Annotated in this window: 11 protein-coding genes and 1 pseudogene; 5 read left to right on the forward strand and 7 right to left on the reverse strand. The window is 68.1% G+C overall.

What is annotated here, in order from left to right; translation table 11 throughout:
• Positions 1 to 476: 476 nt before the first annotated feature.
• Both ACFYM2_RS31185 and ACFYM2_RS31190 read left to right on the forward strand, forming a co-directional pair.
• Positions 477 to 4,301, forward strand: coding sequence for a GH92 family glycosyl hydrolase (locus tag ACFYM2_RS31185; protein WP_388840858.1), 3,825 nt, complete (start codon positions 477 to 479; stop codon positions 4,299 to 4,301).
• A gap of 140 nt (positions 4,302 to 4,441) precedes the next feature.
• Complete coding sequence (locus tag ACFYM2_RS31190) at positions 4,442 to 5,398, forward strand: FG-GAP repeat domain-containing protein (protein WP_388840861.1); 957 nt, start codon at positions 4,442 to 4,444, stop codon at positions 5,396 to 5,398.
• A 139-nt stretch (positions 5,399 to 5,537) separates the two neighbouring features.
• Here the strand turns inward: ACFYM2_RS31190 and ACFYM2_RS31195 are convergent, their stop codons facing one another.
• On the reverse strand, positions 5,538 to 6,191 hold the full coding sequence (locus ACFYM2_RS31195) for a TetR/AcrR family transcriptional regulator (protein WP_359005855.1): 654 nt from the start codon (positions 6,189 to 6,191) through the stop codon (positions 5,538 to 5,540).
• A gap of 130 nt (positions 6,192 to 6,321) precedes the next feature.
• Between ACFYM2_RS31195 and ACFYM2_RS31200 the strand changes: the two genes are divergently transcribed.
• Positions 6,322 to 7,302 (forward strand): alpha/beta hydrolase, encoded by a 981-nt coding sequence (locus ACFYM2_RS31200; RefSeq protein ID WP_359005852.1) that lies wholly within the window; start codon positions 6,322 to 6,324, stop codon positions 7,300 to 7,302.
• A gap of 10 nt (positions 7,303 to 7,312) precedes the next feature.
• Positions 7,313 to 8,302: an aldo/keto reductase gene (locus tag ACFYM2_RS31205; protein ID WP_388840864.1), complete on the forward strand. Its 990-nt coding sequence runs from the start codon at positions 7,313 to 7,315 to the stop codon at positions 8,300 to 8,302.
• 167 nt (positions 8,303 to 8,469) lie between these two features.
• On the opposite strand, the gene ACFYM2_RS31210 is transcribed toward ACFYM2_RS31205, so the two are convergent.
• The 5 genes from ACFYM2_RS31210 to ACFYM2_RS31230 all read right to left on the reverse strand — a co-directional run bounded on the left by ACFYM2_RS31210 (position 8,470) and on the right by ACFYM2_RS31230 (position 15,877).
• On the reverse strand, positions 8,470 to 8,808 hold the full coding sequence (locus ACFYM2_RS31210; protein ID WP_359005846.1) for a MerR family transcriptional regulator: 339 nt from the start codon (positions 8,806 to 8,808) through the stop codon (positions 8,470 to 8,472).
• Between the two features lie 954 nt (positions 8,809 to 9,762).
• Positions 9,763 to 12,492, reverse strand: a complete 2,730-nt coding sequence (acnA, locus tag ACFYM2_RS31215) for an aconitate hydratase AcnA (protein ID WP_359005843.1) — start codon at positions 12,490 to 12,492, stop codon at positions 9,763 to 9,765.
• Positions 12,493 to 14,320: 1,828 nt separating this feature from the next.
• Positions 14,321 to 14,587, reverse strand: coding sequence for a hypothetical protein (locus ACFYM2_RS31220; RefSeq protein ID WP_388840867.1), 267 nt, complete (start codon positions 14,585 to 14,587; stop codon positions 14,321 to 14,323).
• A 175-nt stretch (positions 14,588 to 14,762) separates the two neighbouring features.
• Entirely contained in the window at positions 14,763 to 15,545 is a 783-nt protein-coding gene (locus tag ACFYM2_RS31225) for a hypothetical protein (RefSeq protein ID WP_388840870.1), read from the reverse strand.
• Positions 15,546 to 15,679: 134 nt separating this feature from the next.
• Complete coding sequence (locus ACFYM2_RS31230) at positions 15,680 to 15,877, reverse strand: hypothetical protein (protein ID WP_359005834.1); 198 nt, start codon at positions 15,875 to 15,877, stop codon at positions 15,680 to 15,682.
• Between the two features lie 98 nt (positions 15,878 to 15,975).
• Here ACFYM2_RS31230 and ACFYM2_RS31235 point away from each other — a divergent pair.
• A pseudogene (locus tag ACFYM2_RS31235) lies at positions 15,976 to 16,784 on the forward strand (tyrosine-type recombinase/integrase); the annotation flags it as partial.
• 122 nt (positions 16,785 to 16,906) lie between these two features.
• Here ACFYM2_RS31235 and ACFYM2_RS31240 read toward each other — a convergent pair.
• On the reverse strand, positions 16,907 to 17,542 hold the full coding sequence (locus tag ACFYM2_RS31240) for a hypothetical protein (RefSeq protein WP_388840874.1): 636 nt from the start codon (positions 17,540 to 17,542) through the stop codon (positions 16,907 to 16,909).
• Positions 17,543 to 17,548: the final 6 nt, after the last annotated feature.

Genomic DNA, 17,548 nt, shown 5'->3' on the forward strand with positions numbered 1-17,548 from the left:
GTCCTCGCCTTCTCCAGGACTCATGCGGTGCAGCGGAATCCGCCGGCGCCCGCGAACAGTTGAAGCGTGAGTGATGCCGTACATCCATCGCGGAGGCTGCCCGGTCCCGGGCAGACCGGCCCGCACGCGGTTCCCCCGCCCGCGTTCAGCGGGTTGCCCGGACGCCGACAGGTATAGTCCACTTCCCGTCAACTGAGCAAGATCGAAAGCAGGGTTGGCCGTCAGTCTTTCCCGAGTTGAGACCTCGCGGATATATCCGTTGGTACGTACCAATGCGGATGAGGGTGCTCCTTTTGACGCGCATTACACACCTTGACGCCCTCATTGCCCCTGGATTTCGGCCATCCATTCCTTCTCAACACCCTTGACACCATGAGGCACTTGCCGTGCTACTGGATCCTGCGTTTTCACCCTGACAACGTTGTCCACTACGCCTCCGCACGCCCCCGTGGCCTGCGCGGAAGGAAAGGGCCCGCATGCTGCCCAGATCCCGGTACCGACGAGGACCGGCGGCCGCCCTCGTGGCCGCCTCGTTCCTGCTCGTCGTGACGGCGCAGTCGGCCGTCGGCGCGCCGTCCGCGACCGCCCGGCCGCCCGAGGACGGCCGCTTCAGCACCTCGTTCGAAACGGGCCAGCCCCAGCCGGACTGGACCAGCACCGTCGAGCGCGACCGCGCGGGCGCCAAGCGGTCCTCGGGCGTCGACGGCGGCTTCGCCACCGGCATACCGGGCAATGTGACCGACAAGGTCACCGCCGTCCGGGCCAGCGCCGAGAACACCGACGGCGGGGAGGTGAAGGAGAACCTGATCGACGGTCAGGCCGGCACGAAATGGCTGGCCTTCCAGCCGACAGCTTGGCTCGAATTCGATCTGTCCGAACGGGTGAAGACGGTCACCTACGCGTTGACCTCGGCGAACGACGCCCCCGAGCGCGACCCCAAGGACTGGACCCTGAAGGGCTCGCTGGACGGCAAGGACTGGAAGACCCTGGACAGCCGCGCCGGTGAGAGCTTCAAGGACCGGGGCCAGACCAAGACGTACGACTTCACCAACACCACCGCCTACGCGCATTACCGCCTGGAGATCACCGCCAATGGCGGCGCGGGCCTCACCCAGCTCGCCGATGTCCAGTTCTCCGACGGCGACACCACCGCCCCCGTCCCGCCGGACATGCTCACCGTCGCGGACGCAGGGCCCGGCGGCTCCCCCACCGCCAAGGCGCACGCGGGCTTCACCGGGGTGCGGGCGCTGCGTTACGCGGGCACGCACAAGCCCGGCGGGCGCGCCTATTCGTACAACAAGGTCTTCGACGTGAACACCCGCGTCGGCCGGGACACCGAACTCGACTACAAGGTCTTCCCCTCGATGACGGAGACCGACCTCACCTACCCGGCCACCAACGTGTCCGTGGACCTCGCCTTCACCGACGGCACCTATCTGAGTGACCTGGGGGCCCTCGACGCGCACGGCGGGGTGCTCAGCCCGCAGGGCCAGGGCGCCGCCAAGACGCTGTACGTCAACCAGTGGAACCAGGTCTCCTCGGTGATCGGCACGGTCGCCGCCGGCAAGACGGTGGACCGGATCCTGGTGGCGTACGACTCCCCCAGGGGCCCGGCGAAGTTCCAGGGCTGGATCGACGACCTCTCCATCGCGCCGAAGAAGCCCGAGAAGCCGCTCACCCATCTCTCGGACTACGCGCTCACCACGCGCGGCACCAATTCCAGCGGCTCCTTCTCGCGCGGCAACAACTTCCCCGCGACGGCGGTCCCCAATGGCTTCAACTTCTGGACCCCGGTGACCAACGCCGGCTCGCAGGACTGGCTCTACGACTACGCGCGGCGCAACAACGCCGACAACCTGCCCACCCTCCAGGCGTTCAGCGCGAGCCACGAGCCGAGCCCGTGGATGGGTGACCGCCAGACCTTCCAGGTCATGCCGTCGGCGGCGGCCGGCACACCCGACGCCTCCCGGACCGCCCGGGCGCTGCCCTTCCGGCACGAGAACGAGACGGCGAAGCCGTACTACTACGGCGTCACCTTCGAAAACGGCCTCAAGACGGAGATCGCGCCGACCGACCACGCGGCGATGATGCGGTTCACCTATCCCGGTGACGACGCCAGCGTCGTTCTCGACAACGTCACCAACCAGGGCGGCCTCACCCTGGACCCGGCGACCTCCTCCTTCACCGGTTACTCGGACGTGAAGAGCGGCCTGTCGGCGGGGGCCGGACGCCTCTTCGTGTACGGGGTGTTCGACGCGCCGGTGACCGCGAGCGGCAAGCTGCCCGGCGGCGGGGGCGCGGACGTCACCGGTTACGCGCGCCTGAAGCCCGGCAAGGACCGCACCGTCACGCTGCGGCTCGCGACCTCGCTCATCAGCGTGGACCAGGCGAAGGCCAACCTGGCGGCCGAGGTCCCCGCGAAAACCCGCTTCGACACGGTCAGGGACCGGGCGCGGGCGGCCTGGGACAAGATCCTGGGCCGCATCGAGGTCGAGGGTGCCTCCCACGACCAGCTGACCACGCTCTACTCCTCCCTCTACCGGCTCTACCTCTACCCCAACTCCGGCTACGAGAAGGTCGGTTCGAAGAACCAGTACGCCAGTCCGTTCTCGCCGAAGAGCGGCGAGGACACCCCCACCCACACCGGGTCGAAGGTCGTCGACGGCACGGTCTACGTCAACAACGGGTTCTGGGACACCTACCGCACCACGTGGCCCGCCTACTCGCTGTTCACACCCAAGAAGGCCGGCGAGATGGTCGACGGCTTCGTCCAGCAGTACAAGGACGGCGGCTGGATCTCCCGCTGGTCATCGCCCGGCTACGCGGACCTGATGACCGGCACCAGCTCGGACGTGGCCTTCGCCGACGCCTACGTGAAGGGCGTGAAGTTCGACGCGGAAGCCGCCTACGAGGCGGCCCTGAAGAACGCCACGGTCGCCCCACCCGCCTCGGGCGTGGGCCGCAAGGGCATGGACACCTCCCCCTTCCTCGGCTACACCCCGACCTCGACGCCCGAGGGCCTGTCCTGGTCGATGGAGGGCTACGTCAACGACTACGGCCTCGCGAAGATGGGCCAGGCCCTGTACGAGAAGACCAAGAAGCCCCGCTACCAGGAGGAGTCCGCGTACTTCCTGGGCCGCGCCCAGAACTACGTCAAGCTCTTCGACTCCAAGGCCGGTTTCTTCCAGGGCAAGGACGCGGGCGGCAAGTGGCGCCTGGACAGCGCCAGTTACGACCCCCGCGTCTGGGGCTACGACTACACCGAGACGGACGGCTGGGGCTACGCCTTCACCGCCCCGCAGGACTCCCGGGGCCTGGCCAACCTCTACGGCGGCCGGGCGGGCCTGGCCAAGAAGCTCGACACGTACTTCTCGACGCCCGAGACCGCCTCACCCGAGCTGGCCGGTTCCTACGGCGGCGTCATCCACGAGATGACGGAGGCACGTGACGTGCGGATGGGTCAGTACGGCCACTCCAACCAGGTCGCGCACCACGTCACGTACATGTACGACGCCGCGGGCCAGCCCTTCAAGGCGCAGGAGAAGATCCGCGAGGTCCTGCGGCGGCTCTACAACGGCAGCGAGATCGGGCAGGGCTACCACGGCGACGAGGACAACGGCGAGCAGTCGGCCTGGTATGTGTTCTCGGCGCTCGGCTTCTACCCGCTGGTGATGGGCAGCGGTGAGTACGCGATCGGCTCGCCCCTGTTCACCAAGGCGACCGTCCATCTGGAGAACGGCCGCGACCTGGTGGTGAGGGCGCCGAAGAACAGTGCCGCCAACGTGTACGTGCAGTCCCTGAAGGTCAACGGGAAGGCGTGGAACTCCACGGCGCTCCCGCACGATCTGCTCGCGCGCGGCGGCACGCTCGACTTCGCCATGGGATCCAGGCCCTCGTCGTGGGGCACGGGCAAGGACGCGGCGCCGGTCTCCCTCACCAAGGACGACAAGGTGCCGACGCCGCCCAGCGACGCGATCACCGGCTCTGGCCCCCTGTTCGACAACTCCTCGGCCACCTCCGCCGCGTTCACCTCGGTGGAGCTGCCGTTGTCCGCGCCGACACGGTGCGTCCAGTACACGCTCACCTCGGCGGAGCGCGCCAAGGCTCCGGCGTCCTGGACGTTGCAGGCCTCGGCGGACGGCACGACATGGAAGGACCTCGACCGGCGGGCGGGTGAGACGTTCGGCTGGGACCGCCAGACCCGGGTCTTCACGGTCCACTCCCCCGGGTCCTATCCGCACTACCGGCTGGTGAGCGGGGGCGGCACGGCGACACTCGCGGAGGTCGAACTGCTGTCCTGACGTACTCGCACGGCTCATCTCCCTTCTGTTTCAACCCGGTTGAATGTTGAAAGACGCCGTGCGGCGGTCGCGGTGATGCGGTACGACTCATGGGTCGTACCGCGTGTCACCCGTGACGCGCTTCACCGAAGGAGCACTACGTGGCCCACCTCAAGGTCCGTACGAGTGGCAGGACCCTCTCCCGCTTCGCCGTGGCCGCGATAGCAGCCGCGCTGGTCGCCACGGGCGCCGGCGCGGCCTCGGCCTCGGTCCCGGTCCCGGTCCGGGCCGGCGGTATCGGCCCGGCCCACCCCCTGCCGAAGATGCCGGCGCGCGCCCCGCACATCCGCAGCCTCACGGCGACGTCCGCGGCGGACATCGCCGCCGACCCGGTCTTCCCGCTGCTCGGCATCGACAACTCCGGCGACGCCTGGGCGTACGGGCCCGACGGCATCGGCGGCCTGACGCCGCGTGAGGCGGCGGGCAGCCTCCCGTCCGTGACCAACAACGCGTTCGTCGACAACAACGCCGACGGCTACCTCGACGGCCAGTGGGAGTGGGCGAACGACGGGACGCTGCACTACTTCGTCGACGCCAACACCCCGGACAAGGTGATCGGCGGCGGCTGGAACATCTACGACACGGAACTCTCCCCCGGCAACCTCGGCGGCGCCCAGGGTTACGACGTGATCGCGCGGGACAGCGCGGGCGTGCTGTGGCTCTACCTCGGCTACGGCGACGGCACGGTGACCAGCCGCATCAAGGTCGGGGGCGGCTGGGAGGTCTACACCCAACTCGCCGGAAAGGGCGACCTGGACGGCGACGGCAAGGCCGACATCGTGGCCCGCGACACGGCCGGCGTGCTCTGGTTCTACAAGGGCACGGGCAACTACAACGCCCCATTCGCGCCCCGCACCAGGATCGGCGCCGGCTGGAACATGTTCAACCGCATCGTCTCGACCGGAGACGTGGACCTCGACGGCAGGACCGACCTCCTCGCCCGGGACACCAACGGCGGCCTGTGGCTGTACAAGGGCAGCGGCCTGGCGGCCGACCCCTACGAGACACGCGTACAGATCGGCAGCAACTACAACATCTACCGCCTGATGACGTCCTGACCTTCCGAAGCCCGGCTTCTACGCACACACGGCAGGGGCCGCACTCCCCGCGCGGGGGGTGCGGCCCTGCCGTCGTCGCCGGTCACCTGAGCGCACTCGCGGACGACAGACCGTGTCACACCGGCGATCGGCGGGCCTGTCAGGGGATCCGCGCCTCGATGTGCGCGAGTTGAGCGGCGAGGATGTTTTCGAACGCGGCGCGGCGGTCCGCCCCGAGGGGGCGTACGTCGCGGGCGAAGTGGGCCAGGGCGGGGAAGCGTTCGGGGTCGGCGCCGAGCACCGCGACGCGGAACTGCTCCATGCCCTGTTCGTACTCCGTGGGGCCGATGGTGCTGATGCCGGCCTCGGAGGCGATCAGCGCGGCGAGGAGGATCACGATGCGGTGGTAGCGCACCGGGACCTCCTCGTCGGGCAGTCCGGACGCGCGCAGGGCCTGTAGCAGCTCCTCCATGACCAGGCGGGACCCGGTGCCGCCGGACGCGTAGCGGCCCCACACCGTGGCGAGTTGGGGTTGCTCACCGAAGGCTTCGCGCAGGCGCAGGGCCAGGGCGGTGACGCGCCGCTTCCAGTCGCCCTCGGGGTGGTAGCCGTCCATGGCGGCCAGCAGGACCCGGTCGGCGACCGCGCGCAGCAGCTCGGTCTTGTTGCGGAAGTGCCGGTAGAGGCTGGAGGAGTCGGTCCCGAGCGCCACGGCGAGTTTGCGCACGCTGAACGACTCGGCGTCGCCCGTGCGCAGGAGTTCCGCCGCCGTGTCGAGGATTTCCTCGGTCGACCATCGCCTTCGGCCAGTCATCTCGCCCCTCTTGTCCACCTCATCCTAACGTATGCACCCACCGATGCACGCACCGCGTGCATAATGAGGGCAACGCACTGTCCGACCGCGATGGCACACCCGGCATCCAGCCGGGAAGGGAGAAGGAGACATGAGCGAGACCACTGAGACCGCTGAGACCACCACCGCGACGCGGCCGCCGGAGCCGGACTTCTCGGTGATGACGCCCGAGGAACTGCGCGCCTACCGCGATGCGGAGAACCGCTTCCGGGCCTCCCGCGCGGCGCGGTCGATCCTCGGGGAGCCGGACCCCGGCGCCGCGATCGACTGGCAGCACATCGCGCTGCCCGGCCGCGACCTGCCGGTCCGGGTGTACCGGCCGGCCCCGACGAAAGACGACGAGGCCGCCGCCCGAACCGGTCTGCCACTGGTCATCCACGTCCACGGCGGCGGCTTCGTGGGCACGGCGGCGCAGTGCGACTGGACCAACAGCCACCTCGCCGCCCGACTCCCCGCGCTCGTCGTCTCGGTCGAGCACCGCCTCCTCGCCCCGGACAGCCCGCTCGCGAACGCCGTCGACGACGGCTGGGACGTGCTCGACCACGTGCTGCGGCACGCCGCGCGGTGGGGCGCCGACCCGGCACGCGCGGCCGTATTCGGCGAGAGCTGCGGCGCACTGATCAGCGCCCTGACGGCCGTCCGGGCCCGGGAGGCCGGCCTGGAGCTCCAGGCGCAGGTGCTGGTCAACCCCGCGGTCGATGTGACCGAGACGATGTTCGACTACGCCTCGATGGCCGCGTACGCGTACAACCCGACCCGGGCCCTGCCACAACTGCGGCTCGTCCAGCGGCTCGCCGTTCCGCCGGGAGCCGACGCCCACGTACTTTCGCCGTTGTACGCGGACGACTTGAGCGGGCTCGCTCCCGCGCTCGTGGTGGTGCCCACCCGGGACGCGCTCGCCGACCACGGCCGCCGCTACGCCGAACGGCTGCGCGCGGCAGGGACCCCCGTGCGGCTTTCCGAATACCCAGGAGCACAGCACGCGTTCCTCGCCATGCCCGGCGTGGAACCACAGGCCGAGGCCGCCCAGGCGGAAATTGTCCAGTTCCTCCGCGCGGCCCTGGCAAAGTGACGGAGGAGCAATGCACCCCACCCCCACCCCCACCCTCGGCCCCGATGGGCCGGCCGTCTCGCGACTCGGCCTCGGCTGCATGAGCATGACCGGCATCTACGGTCCCGCTGACCCGCACGAGGCCGCGGCCACCCTGCTGGAGGCCCTTGACTCGGGTGTCACCCTGTTCGACACCGGCGATTTCTACGGCGACGGAGCAAACGAGGAACTGCTCGGCCAAACCCTCGCACCGCACCGCGACCGCGCCGTGCTGGCCACCAAGGCCGGAGTCCGCCGCACCGCCGAGGGCCTGGTCCCCGCCGGTTCACCCAACGATCTGCGGCGTGCCTGCGAAGCCTCGTTGCGCCGGCTGCGCACCGATCACATCGACCTGTACTACCTCGCCCGCATCGACCCCGCTGTCCCGGTCGAGGAGTCCGTCGGCGCCCTGGCCGACCTGGTCACCCAGGGCAAGGTGGGCCGCGTCGGCCTGTCCGAAGTCTCGGCCGCCACTCTGCGCCGCGCCCACGCCGTCCACCCGATCAGTGTCGTCCAGACCGAGTTCTCGCTGTGGGAACGCCATGTCGAGAACGACATCCTGCCCACGCTCCGCGGTCTCGGCGGCACCCTGATCGCCTACAGCCCTCTCGGCCGCGGCCTGCTCACCGGAGCCGTCCGCGCCACCACGCGCTACGAACCCGGCGACTTCCGTGCCACCGCTCCCCGGTACAACGGCGACGACCTCAAGGCCAACCTGGCCACCGTGGACGCCATCACCCGCCTCGCCGCCGCCAAGAGCGCCACCCCCGCCCAGATCGCCCTCGCCTGGCTGCTCACCCGCGGCAACGACATCGTCCCCATCCCCGGCAGCTCCCGCCGCCCGCACCTGCGCGACAACCTGGCCGCCCTCGACCTGCGCTTGACCTCGGCCGACCTCGCCGCCATCGACGCCGCCGTCCCCGACACCGGGGCCCAGGGCGCCCGATACAGCGACCACGGCATCGCCCTGATCGACCACTGACCTGATCGGCCCGTTCCGGCGGAAGGCGCTGATCGGGCGGCGCGCGGTTGCGCATGACGGTGACGCGCAACGTGGGTCACTCGTCTCGGCGCGGGCCGGGGCCGGGCGTGGGCCCTCGGGAAAGAGGCGGCCGGGGGCCCGTCGGGAATCAGGGGGCGGGCCCCAGTTCACGCTGCGGCGGATGTCTTGACCGTTGCGGGAGCGGGGCGGTGTTCGGCGTTGATGCGCTGGGCTTCTTCGAGCTGGTCTTCCAGGATGATGATGCGGCAGGCCGCCTCGATCGGGGTGCCCTGGTCGACGAGTTCGCGGGCGCGGGCGGCGATGCGCAGCTGGTGCCGGGAGTAGCGGCGGTGTCCGCCCGGTGAGCGGAGCGGGGTGATCAGGTGGTGTTCACCGATCGCCCGGAGGAAGTTCTGGGTGGTGCCGAGCAGGTCGGCGGCGCGGCCCATGGTGTAGGCGGGGTAGTCGTCGTCATCGAGACGGCCGAAGGAGTCGTCTGCTGTCATCGCACCTCTCTGTGGAACGCGTTGAGGGGCCCGGGTGCCGTACTACTGGCACCCGGGCCCCGAAGGAACTCCTACACCATCTGCCGGCCCTGATCGTGCGCCGGCCTGTGTGTCCGCATCGCCACCGGGGGGATGCGTGGCGGTTGCGGGGATCGCGGATGCGTGACCTCAGACCACCTCACTATCGATGTCCTGCGGTACCCGGACTCGCGTGGCGTCCGGGCGATCCCGACGGTGCTCGATTCCTCCGTTCTTTCCCTCTTGGGTGAACCACTTACCTGGGAACTGCGTACTGCTGTTACCGCGTACTGCGTGTACTGCCTGCACTGCTGGTGGCCTCTCCCAGCACCACCGTCGGCAGCCAGCCCCGTCGCCCGTCCTGCGTCTGCTCTGGCTTAGAACCCCACTGCCGAACCTCCCGGTGCGCGCGCCCGCAGCCGACGCCTTCACCGAGGTACTGCTCACTTCACTTCACTGCGGGTACTGCGAACTGCGCTTACTGGTACTGCGCTTGTACTGCCACTGCGGTACTGCTTGCGGCGGCCCCTGATCACTGCGGGCCACCCGGTCCGGTCACCAGTCCCGTCGCCGTCCAGCAACCACCCTGGCTTCGAAACTCCGTCACCGCACCGTCCTGCACCTGCACTTGCGGGTACTGCTGCCCGGCAGTTCGTCTCTGCCGGGCCTTGCTCGATCTCGGCTACGAGAGAAACCATATCCACACCACCACCCAATGTCTACTCCAGCCGCCATAGATTTCCGGGCGTCCACCGATCAGGTAATCGCCCTCGAACAACGACGCGGCCAGGCAACGACGAAGAACCCCGCACCTGGTGCCAGGTACGGGGTTCTTCGTTGTCACAGGAGCGCGGCTCCGCTCCGGGGAACGTTCCGCGCGCGAGCGCCCTGCCCCCGCGCGCGGGGCGCGGGCGCAGGGCGCTCGTTCACATCAGGTCAGGAGCTGGCAAGGTGGCGCAGCACGTACTGCATGATGCCGCCGTTGCGGTAGTAGTCCGCCTCGCCGGGGGTGTCGATGCGTACGACCGCGTCGAACTCGACGCCCGTGTCGGTGGTGACCTTCACCGTGCGCGGGGTGGTGCCGTTGTTCAGCTCCTCGACGCCGGTGAAGGAGAAGGTCTCCTCGCCGGTCAGGCCGAGCGAGGAGGCGGTCGCGCCCTCGGGGAACTGGAGCGGCAGGACGCCCATGCCGATCAGGTTCGAGCGGTGGATGCGCTCGTAGGACTCGGCGATGACGGCCTTGACGCCGAGCAGCGCGGTGCCCTTGGCGGCCCAGTCGCGGGACGAGCCCGAGCCGTACTCCTTGCCCGCCAGGATGACCAGCGGGATGCCGGCGGCCTGGTAGTTCTGCGAGGCGTCGTAGATGAAGGAGACCGGGCCGCCCTCGACGGTGAAGTCGCGGGTGAAGCCGCCCTCGGTGCCCGGCGCGATCTGGTTGCGCAGGCGGATGTTGGCGAAGGTGCCGCGGATCATGACTTCGTGGTTGCCACGGCGCGAGCCGTAGGAGTTGAAGTCACGACGCTCGACGCCGTGCTCGGTGAGGTACTTGCCGGCCGGGGTGTCGGCCTTGATCGCGCCGGCCGGGGAGATGTGGTCGGTGGTGACCGAGTCGCCCAGCTTCGCCAGGACGCGGGCGCCCTGGATGTCGGAGACCGGGGTGGTCTCCATCGTCATGCCCTCGAAGTAAGGGGGCTTGCGGACGTAGGTGGACTCGGAGTCCCACTCGAAGGTGTCACCGGTCGGGATCGGCAGCGACTGCCACTGCGCGTCACCCGCGAAGACGTCCTGGTAGGACTTGTTGAACATGTCCTCGCCGATGGCGTTGGCCACGACGTCGTTGACCTCGGCCTCGGTGGGCCAGATGTCCTTGAGGAAGACCGGGTTGCCCTCGGTGTCGGTGCCGATGGCCTCGGTGGTGATGTCGACCTTCATCGAACCGGCGATGGCGTACGCGACGACCAGCGGCGGGGACGCCAGGTAGTTCATCTTGACGTCGGGGTTGATCCGGCCCTCGAAGTTGCGGTTGCCGGAGAGCACCGAGGTGACCGCGAGGTCGTGCTCGTTGATCGCCTTCGAGATCTCCTCGTCCAGCGGACCGGAGTTGCCGATGCAGGTGGTGCAGCCGTACCCGACGAGGTTGAAGCCCATCTTGTCGAGGTAGGGCGTGAGGCCGGCCTTGTCGAAGTAGTCGGTGACGACCTTCGAGCCCGGCGCGAGGGTGGTCTTGACCCACGGCTTGCGGGTCAGGCCCTTCTCGACGGCCTTCTTCGCGACGAGCGCCGCGGCGACCATGACGTACGGGTTGGAGGTGTTGGTGCACGACGTGATGGCCGCGACCGTGACCGCGCCGTGGTCGATCTCGAAGGTGGTGCCGTCGGCCAGGGTGACCGTGGTGGGGCGGCTCGGCACACCGTTGGTGGTGGCCGGGGCGTCGGAGGCCGGGAAGGACTCCTTGCCCGCCTCGTCGTCGTCCTCGACGTAGTTGCGCACGTCCTGGCCGAACCGCTCGGCGGCGTTGGCGAGGACGATGCGGTCCTGCGGGCGCTTGGGGCCGGCGATGGAGGGGACGACCGTGGAGAGGTCGAGCTCCAGCTTCTCGGAGAAGTCGGGCTCGGCCGCCGGGTCGAGCCAGAGGCCCTGCTCCTTGGCGTACGCCTCGACGAGCGCGACCTGCTGGGCGTCACGGCCGGTCAGGCGCAGGTACTTCAGGGTCTCGTCGTCGATCGGGAAGATCGCGGCGGTGGAGCCGAACTCCGGCGACATGTTGCCGATGGTGGCACGGTTGGCGAGGCTGGTGGCCGCCACGCCCTCGCCGTAGAACTCGACGAACTTGCCGACGACGCCGTGCTTGCGCAGCATCTCGGTGATCGTGAGGACGAGGTCGGTGGCGGTGGTGCCCGGGTTCAGCTCGCCGGTCAGCTTGAAGCCGACGACGCGCGGGATGAGCATCGAGACCGGCTGGCCCAGCATCGCGGCCTCCGCCTCGATGCCGCCGACGCCCCAGCCGAGCACGCCGAGGCCGTTGACCATGGTGGTGTGCGAGTCGGTGCCGACGAGGGTGTCGGGGTAGGCCTGGCCACCCCGGACCATGACCGTACGGGCCAGGTGCTCGATGTTGACCTGGTGGACGATGCCGGTGCCCGGCGGGACGACCTTGAAGTCGTCGAACGCGGTCTGGCCCCAGCGCAGGAACTGGTAGCGCTCCTTGTTGCGCCCGTACTCCAGCTCCACGTTCTGCTTGAAGGCGTCCTTGGTGCCGAACTTGTCGGCGATGACGGAGTGGTCGATGACCAGCTCGGCCGGGGAGAGCGGGTTGACCTTCGCGGGGTCGCCGCCGAGCTCCTTGACGGCCTCACGCATGGTGGCGAGGTCCACGACACAGGGCACACCGGTGAAGTCCTGCATGATCACGCGGGCCGGCGTGAACTGGATCTCCTCGCTGGGCTGGGCCTGGGAGTCCCAGTTGCCGAGCGACCGGATGTGGTCGGCGGTGATGTTCGCGCCGTCCTCGGTGCGGAGCAGGTTCTCCAGGAGAACCTTCAGGCTGTAAGGGAGGCGCGCGGAGCCCTCGACCTTGTCCAGCTTGAAGATCTCGTACGACTCGTCGCCCACGCGCAGCGTGCTGCGGGCGTCGAAGCTGTTCGCCGACACGACAGTCTCCTTCATTGATGTGCGCGTTCCACCACAATCCTGCCGCCACGACGGGTTTGTCGATCCGCTGAGGTAAGGCTAAGTTAGGTAACCCTTACCGGCGTCGGCTGCGGTGCGCCTCGGTAGATATCTCGATGTCGAGATAACTCTAGTACATGGCTGCGGGTAGGTCATGCGGGGGCGAGCCCTGCGGCACCGACGGCGGCCGGGCCGCCGCGCTCGGCGGGGCTGCGCTCGAGCGTGCGGGTTGCCTTGCGGCACCCGGGGGCCCTGAATGGGCGCACCCGTGTGAGGGCGGGGTCGCGGCCACACCCTCATCCACTCGCCACCCGCCGTGCGGCAAAGACCGAAAAGCGCCTCGGGCTCCGCCCCGGCCCGGTCACGCCCGCACTCGCGCGGCCTCGGACGCCGGGCAGGCCAGGGGCGCACACGCCGCCCGACACCTGGCCGCCGGCCGCGTGGCCAAGGCGGTCGACGTCGGCGGCACCGAACCGCCGCCCAGGGCGGCCAAGGTCGTCGACGCCAGCCAACACCGAGCCGCCGGGCGGCCAGGGTGGAAAGTGCCGGTCGACGCCAGGACCGCCGGGGCGCGGCGGTGGCACCCCGGTGGAACCCGGGCTCCCGGCAGTCGAAAGGCCTCCGGGGCCCCAGGACGCGGTCCTGCTCGCCGCTCGGCGAACCCTGCCAAGGGCGTCCGTACCTGGCTCAACCAGCTCCGCACCACATGCCAGTGCTGCACCCGTGGCACTGACGCCCGCCGTGATCAGCCCCGTTGCTGCGCTGCCGGAACGTGCCCCTCCCAGCGGCTCTCCCCGCTGACACTGGCGTACATCCACTCCGTGCTGAAGTCCGCCCTGGAGCACGCCGTACGTGAGGAAGAGATCACGCGCAATGTCGCCCGCAACGTCCGCACCGGCAGCCCCCCGCCCCCGTCGGTTCGAACCGCTCACGGCAGATGAAGCCCGCCAGTTCCTCGCTGCCGCCCGCAATGACCGCCCGCTCGCGCTGTACGAACTCGCGCTCCACATCGGACTCCGCAAGGGCGAACTCCTCGGCCGTCAATGGGAAGACCTAGACCTCCGCAGGGGTACTGCCAGCATCCGCTGCACCCTCCAGCACCCCCAGACCGGCGGGCTGACCGCCCTGCCACCAATACCCGTGCATCTGAACGACGAATCGCTTTCCCCGGCGAGTGCATCCGCTCATTGACGGAACATCGTGAAGCACGGGAAGCAGAACGTGAGGCGACACGATGACCGGGATGACCCACCACTCAGTGCAGCCCCCATCCGCTGACGTTGCCGTCAACTACTGCCGCCAAAACCACTTGGGCCCCTCCGAATTCGCCCGGAGGGGCCCAAGCTTTGCATCGACGTAAATGCCTCAGGAATTGGCCCCGGGATAACTTCGCCCCCACTGGCACGCCAGTCCCATGACGGGTCTAGTCGAAACCTCCGCAAGACGCTCTCATAGTCCAGAAGTTCACCGTAATTTGTGTCCAGGATTCCCCGAATTCCTGAAAGCACGTCCACAAGAAGGTTGCGAACACACGTCATGCCGGGGTATGCAATGAGGACCGCCCCGAACTCTCCGAGTTCCTCGGAAATCCCAGAAAGATCTTCCTCGTCAAACTCGCCGATAACATCTCCAGAAACGTCACCCCGAATCGGCATTCCCCTCGGTCCAAGTGATCGAAGAATTCGGCTTCCCGATAGGAGCCGACTCCACGCAAGCGCGTCACCAGCTTCTCGTGATCACCATGAGGACTCAGAAGGACGATGGTAGGTCGCACTGCGACTCCCTTCCCGTCGAAGACTGCAAACCGGACAGAGGATTTCGCAGCCTATTGGGCCAGGACGTCGAGTAGTAGGTCCTTGTCTTTTGTCACCATGATGCCAGCCTGCTCCAGACTCTTGATCACGCTGCCCCGCCCCTGCGGGAGGTAGACGATGACGGGGAAGCCCGTCAGGCTTTGCATTTTTAGAGCCTGCTTGAGAGCACCCTTTCCTGAACCGCTCTTCACCTGCACCACAGCATTCCGGGTCACGACGTCAAAGTCCGTGAGCGTTTCACCATGCGGCCCATTTATCGTGACGCCTTCAGCTCGCACATGCCCGGGATAGCGGGCATTAATGTCGTTGATGAGCTCCGGAACTAGCGGGTCATCACCCTTGCCTGTGACATGAGTGGGGGCGTCTCCGCAATTATGAACCAGGACCGGCGCAGTCCCCGCCAGCACATAGTACGTGTGCTACGCGCCCCCTCTCCACCTGCCTTTTCGCAGGTCAATGGTGGTTTGACGGTCCGTCGGTGTCCGTGAATGTGCGCCAAAGTCCGTGGTTGTTGCCGTCGCTACTGCCATCAGAGGTGTAGACCAGTCGTGGTGCCGTCGCCCGCTGCGCGGGATCCCACTGCCAAGCTCCGGGCTCGGCACGGACGACGGTGCGCATGGTTTGCTCGTACGACTGGTGACCGGTCTGCGCGCAGTGCCCGGCGATCCAGCGCGTCAGTTCCTCGGTGGTGTGCAGCTCGCCGGACGCGGCAGCGCAGTCCTGTTCTTCGCCGGTGACGCAGATCGCCTCGAAGGTCGGCAGTGCCAGAGGGTCGGTCGCGGTGGTCACGTGGTACTCGCGGAAGCGGTAGCGGGTGGCCTTGCCCATCAGTCTTCCCCCCTGCCCGCCAAGGGGGCTGGCGTTCGCAGGTTCACCCTCCTCGGCCACCTCCTCCTGCGGCACCGGGATGCGCTCTCCGCGCGACTCGGCGACCCTGAGCGCGTCCGACAGGGCCTCGGTCAGCCGGCAGGCGAGCCAGCGGTATTCGATCGCCGACTGCGCTTTGGCTCCGGGGGCCAGGGTGCCCCGGGCGTAGTCCAGCAGCTCCTGGCCCATGCCGAGCTGCACGGTTTCGATGCCGTCGGCGAGCGTCGAGATGTAGCCCTTGCCGTCGGTGCTCAGGTAGCAGGGGCGTCCGTCCTCGGTGGTCCATGGCAGCAGGCGAGGTCCCGCCATGCCCGACGCCGCTTCGTGCAACTCCCTGCGACACAGACGGTCCGCGTCGCTCTTCGGCATACCCACAGTGGATCCCCGGCCTCAGTCGCTGGAACAGGACACGGCGACCGTAACGACCTGACTACCTGTCAATCCACGTGCCCAGCAGAGCAGATCGCAACGCAAGGTCCGCGAACTGCCACGCGGCGTAGCAGCTATCCGACCACGCCCAGGTAGCCGGCCATCTCGCGCATGTCGCTGGTCAGTGTGCGCTTGCGCTTGCTCAGGATCTCCTGCATCGTCTCGGCCGCCGAGTTCTGGTGCCTCAGCCACTCGGGGGCGGCTTCCCGACCGCGGGTCAGCTCGTCCATGGCCGCCGACAGGTCTCCGGTTCGCGTGTGGGCCCGCGCCATGTCCAGCGTGAAGCGGTTCCCGTCATTCGTGCTGGGCCTGCCCAGTCGCTTCCACGCCTTCGGCGACAGGCCGCAAGCCGGACGCGCAGGCCGACCGCCGACCCCGCTGCTGCGCCATCGGGAAGTGCTGCCGCAAGCGGCTGTCCCCGCTGACGCTCGCCTATATCCACTCCGTCCTCAAGTCCGCCCTGGAGCACGCCGTCCGCGAGGAAGAGATCCCGCGCAACGTCGCCCGCAACGTCCGCACCCACTCCGCGCCTCCGCCGCTTCGAACCCCTCACCGCCGACGAAGCCCGGCACTTCCTCACGGCCGTCCACGGCCACCGCTTCCAGACTCTGTTTGAGCTCGCCCTTCGCACCGGGCTACGCAAGGGCGAACTCCTTGGCCTGCGCTGGGAAGATCTCGACCTCGACGCTGGCACCGCCAGCATCCGCCGCACCCTCCAACGCACTCGCACCGGCGGCCCCACCACCCTGCCGACCAAGACCATCAGCTCGGAACGCCGCATCGCGCTCCCGGCCGCCTGCATCACCTCGCTCCGCGCGCACCGCGACCGGCAGGCCCGCGAGAAGCAGCAGGCCGGTCAAGAGTGGGTGAACAACGGTCTCGTCTTCACACGCCCGGACGGCCACCCCATCGAACCCGCCACCCTCACCCACCACTTCAACGCACTCCTGCACTCGACCGCGACCCTCCTCCTGGAAGGGCGTCGAACTCGTCGTCATCAAGGAGCTTCTGGGGCATGCCCACATCGGCGTAACCGCGGCGGTGTACGCCCACGTCCGCCTCCGCCTCCAGCGCGACGCCATCGACCTCCTCGGGCGCACCCCCGGCAAGACCTCCGAGGCCGCCACCAACCCCGACGACGGAGACGGCCCGCCGCTTTGTGCAGCCCCCGTCCGCTGACGTTGCCGTCAACTACTGCCGTCAAGACGCCATGTAGCTCTCCCCGGAACAGCTCCGGGAGAGCTACATGGCGTCTTCATATACTTACTTTAGGACGCGGAATCTTGAGTTTAATTCGCCTCTCAAAGTTCCCAGTTGTTTAGTTCGGTAAACTCCTCGATAGAAGGAATCAGCTGCACGGCAAATGCGCTTGCTGATGCCTGCGCTTGAGTTGCCGCCGAGCGGCCGATCACGCCTTGAGCGGAACCTTCTGACCCCTGAGACAAAAGGGCAAGGACCTCACGCTCGGCGTCAATCTCCATTTGTACTAGCCGCCCAGGAGGAGGAGGCTCTTCTCCGTACCTTACAATTACGGGATTTTCTCCTGATAGCTTGAAGTCGAGCATGGAGAGCAGTGACCTGAGGGCATTGATGGACATCTCCACCTTCGGGACTGAAGGCCTCAAGGAGACGGCAAGAGCATTTCCCACGAGCCCCACCGCCTGAGTCACATAGAACTCTGGGCGAGAGGAATCATCCTCACCATCCTGAGGTTCCATCTCCAGCTCATCCAACGCCTCGGCGCACTCGTCCTGGACAGACTCGCCAGCAGCTGCCGCCCAAGCAAGCTCAAGCGAGGCATCGACCCACGTCAAGTACTCCGAAGGGCCTAGGGCTCGACAGAAAGCCACCCCCCGTTCCGCAGCTGCAGCACAGATCAGCATGAGCTCAGAGTCCGAAGCGTTCGGAATCGCCTGAATTTCTGACGGAATCTCCATATCCCT

This window comes from Streptomyces sp. NPDC006711 (assembly GCF_042869775.1).
Classification (GTDB): domain Bacteria; phylum Actinomycetota; class Actinomycetes; order Streptomycetales; family Streptomycetaceae; genus Streptomyces.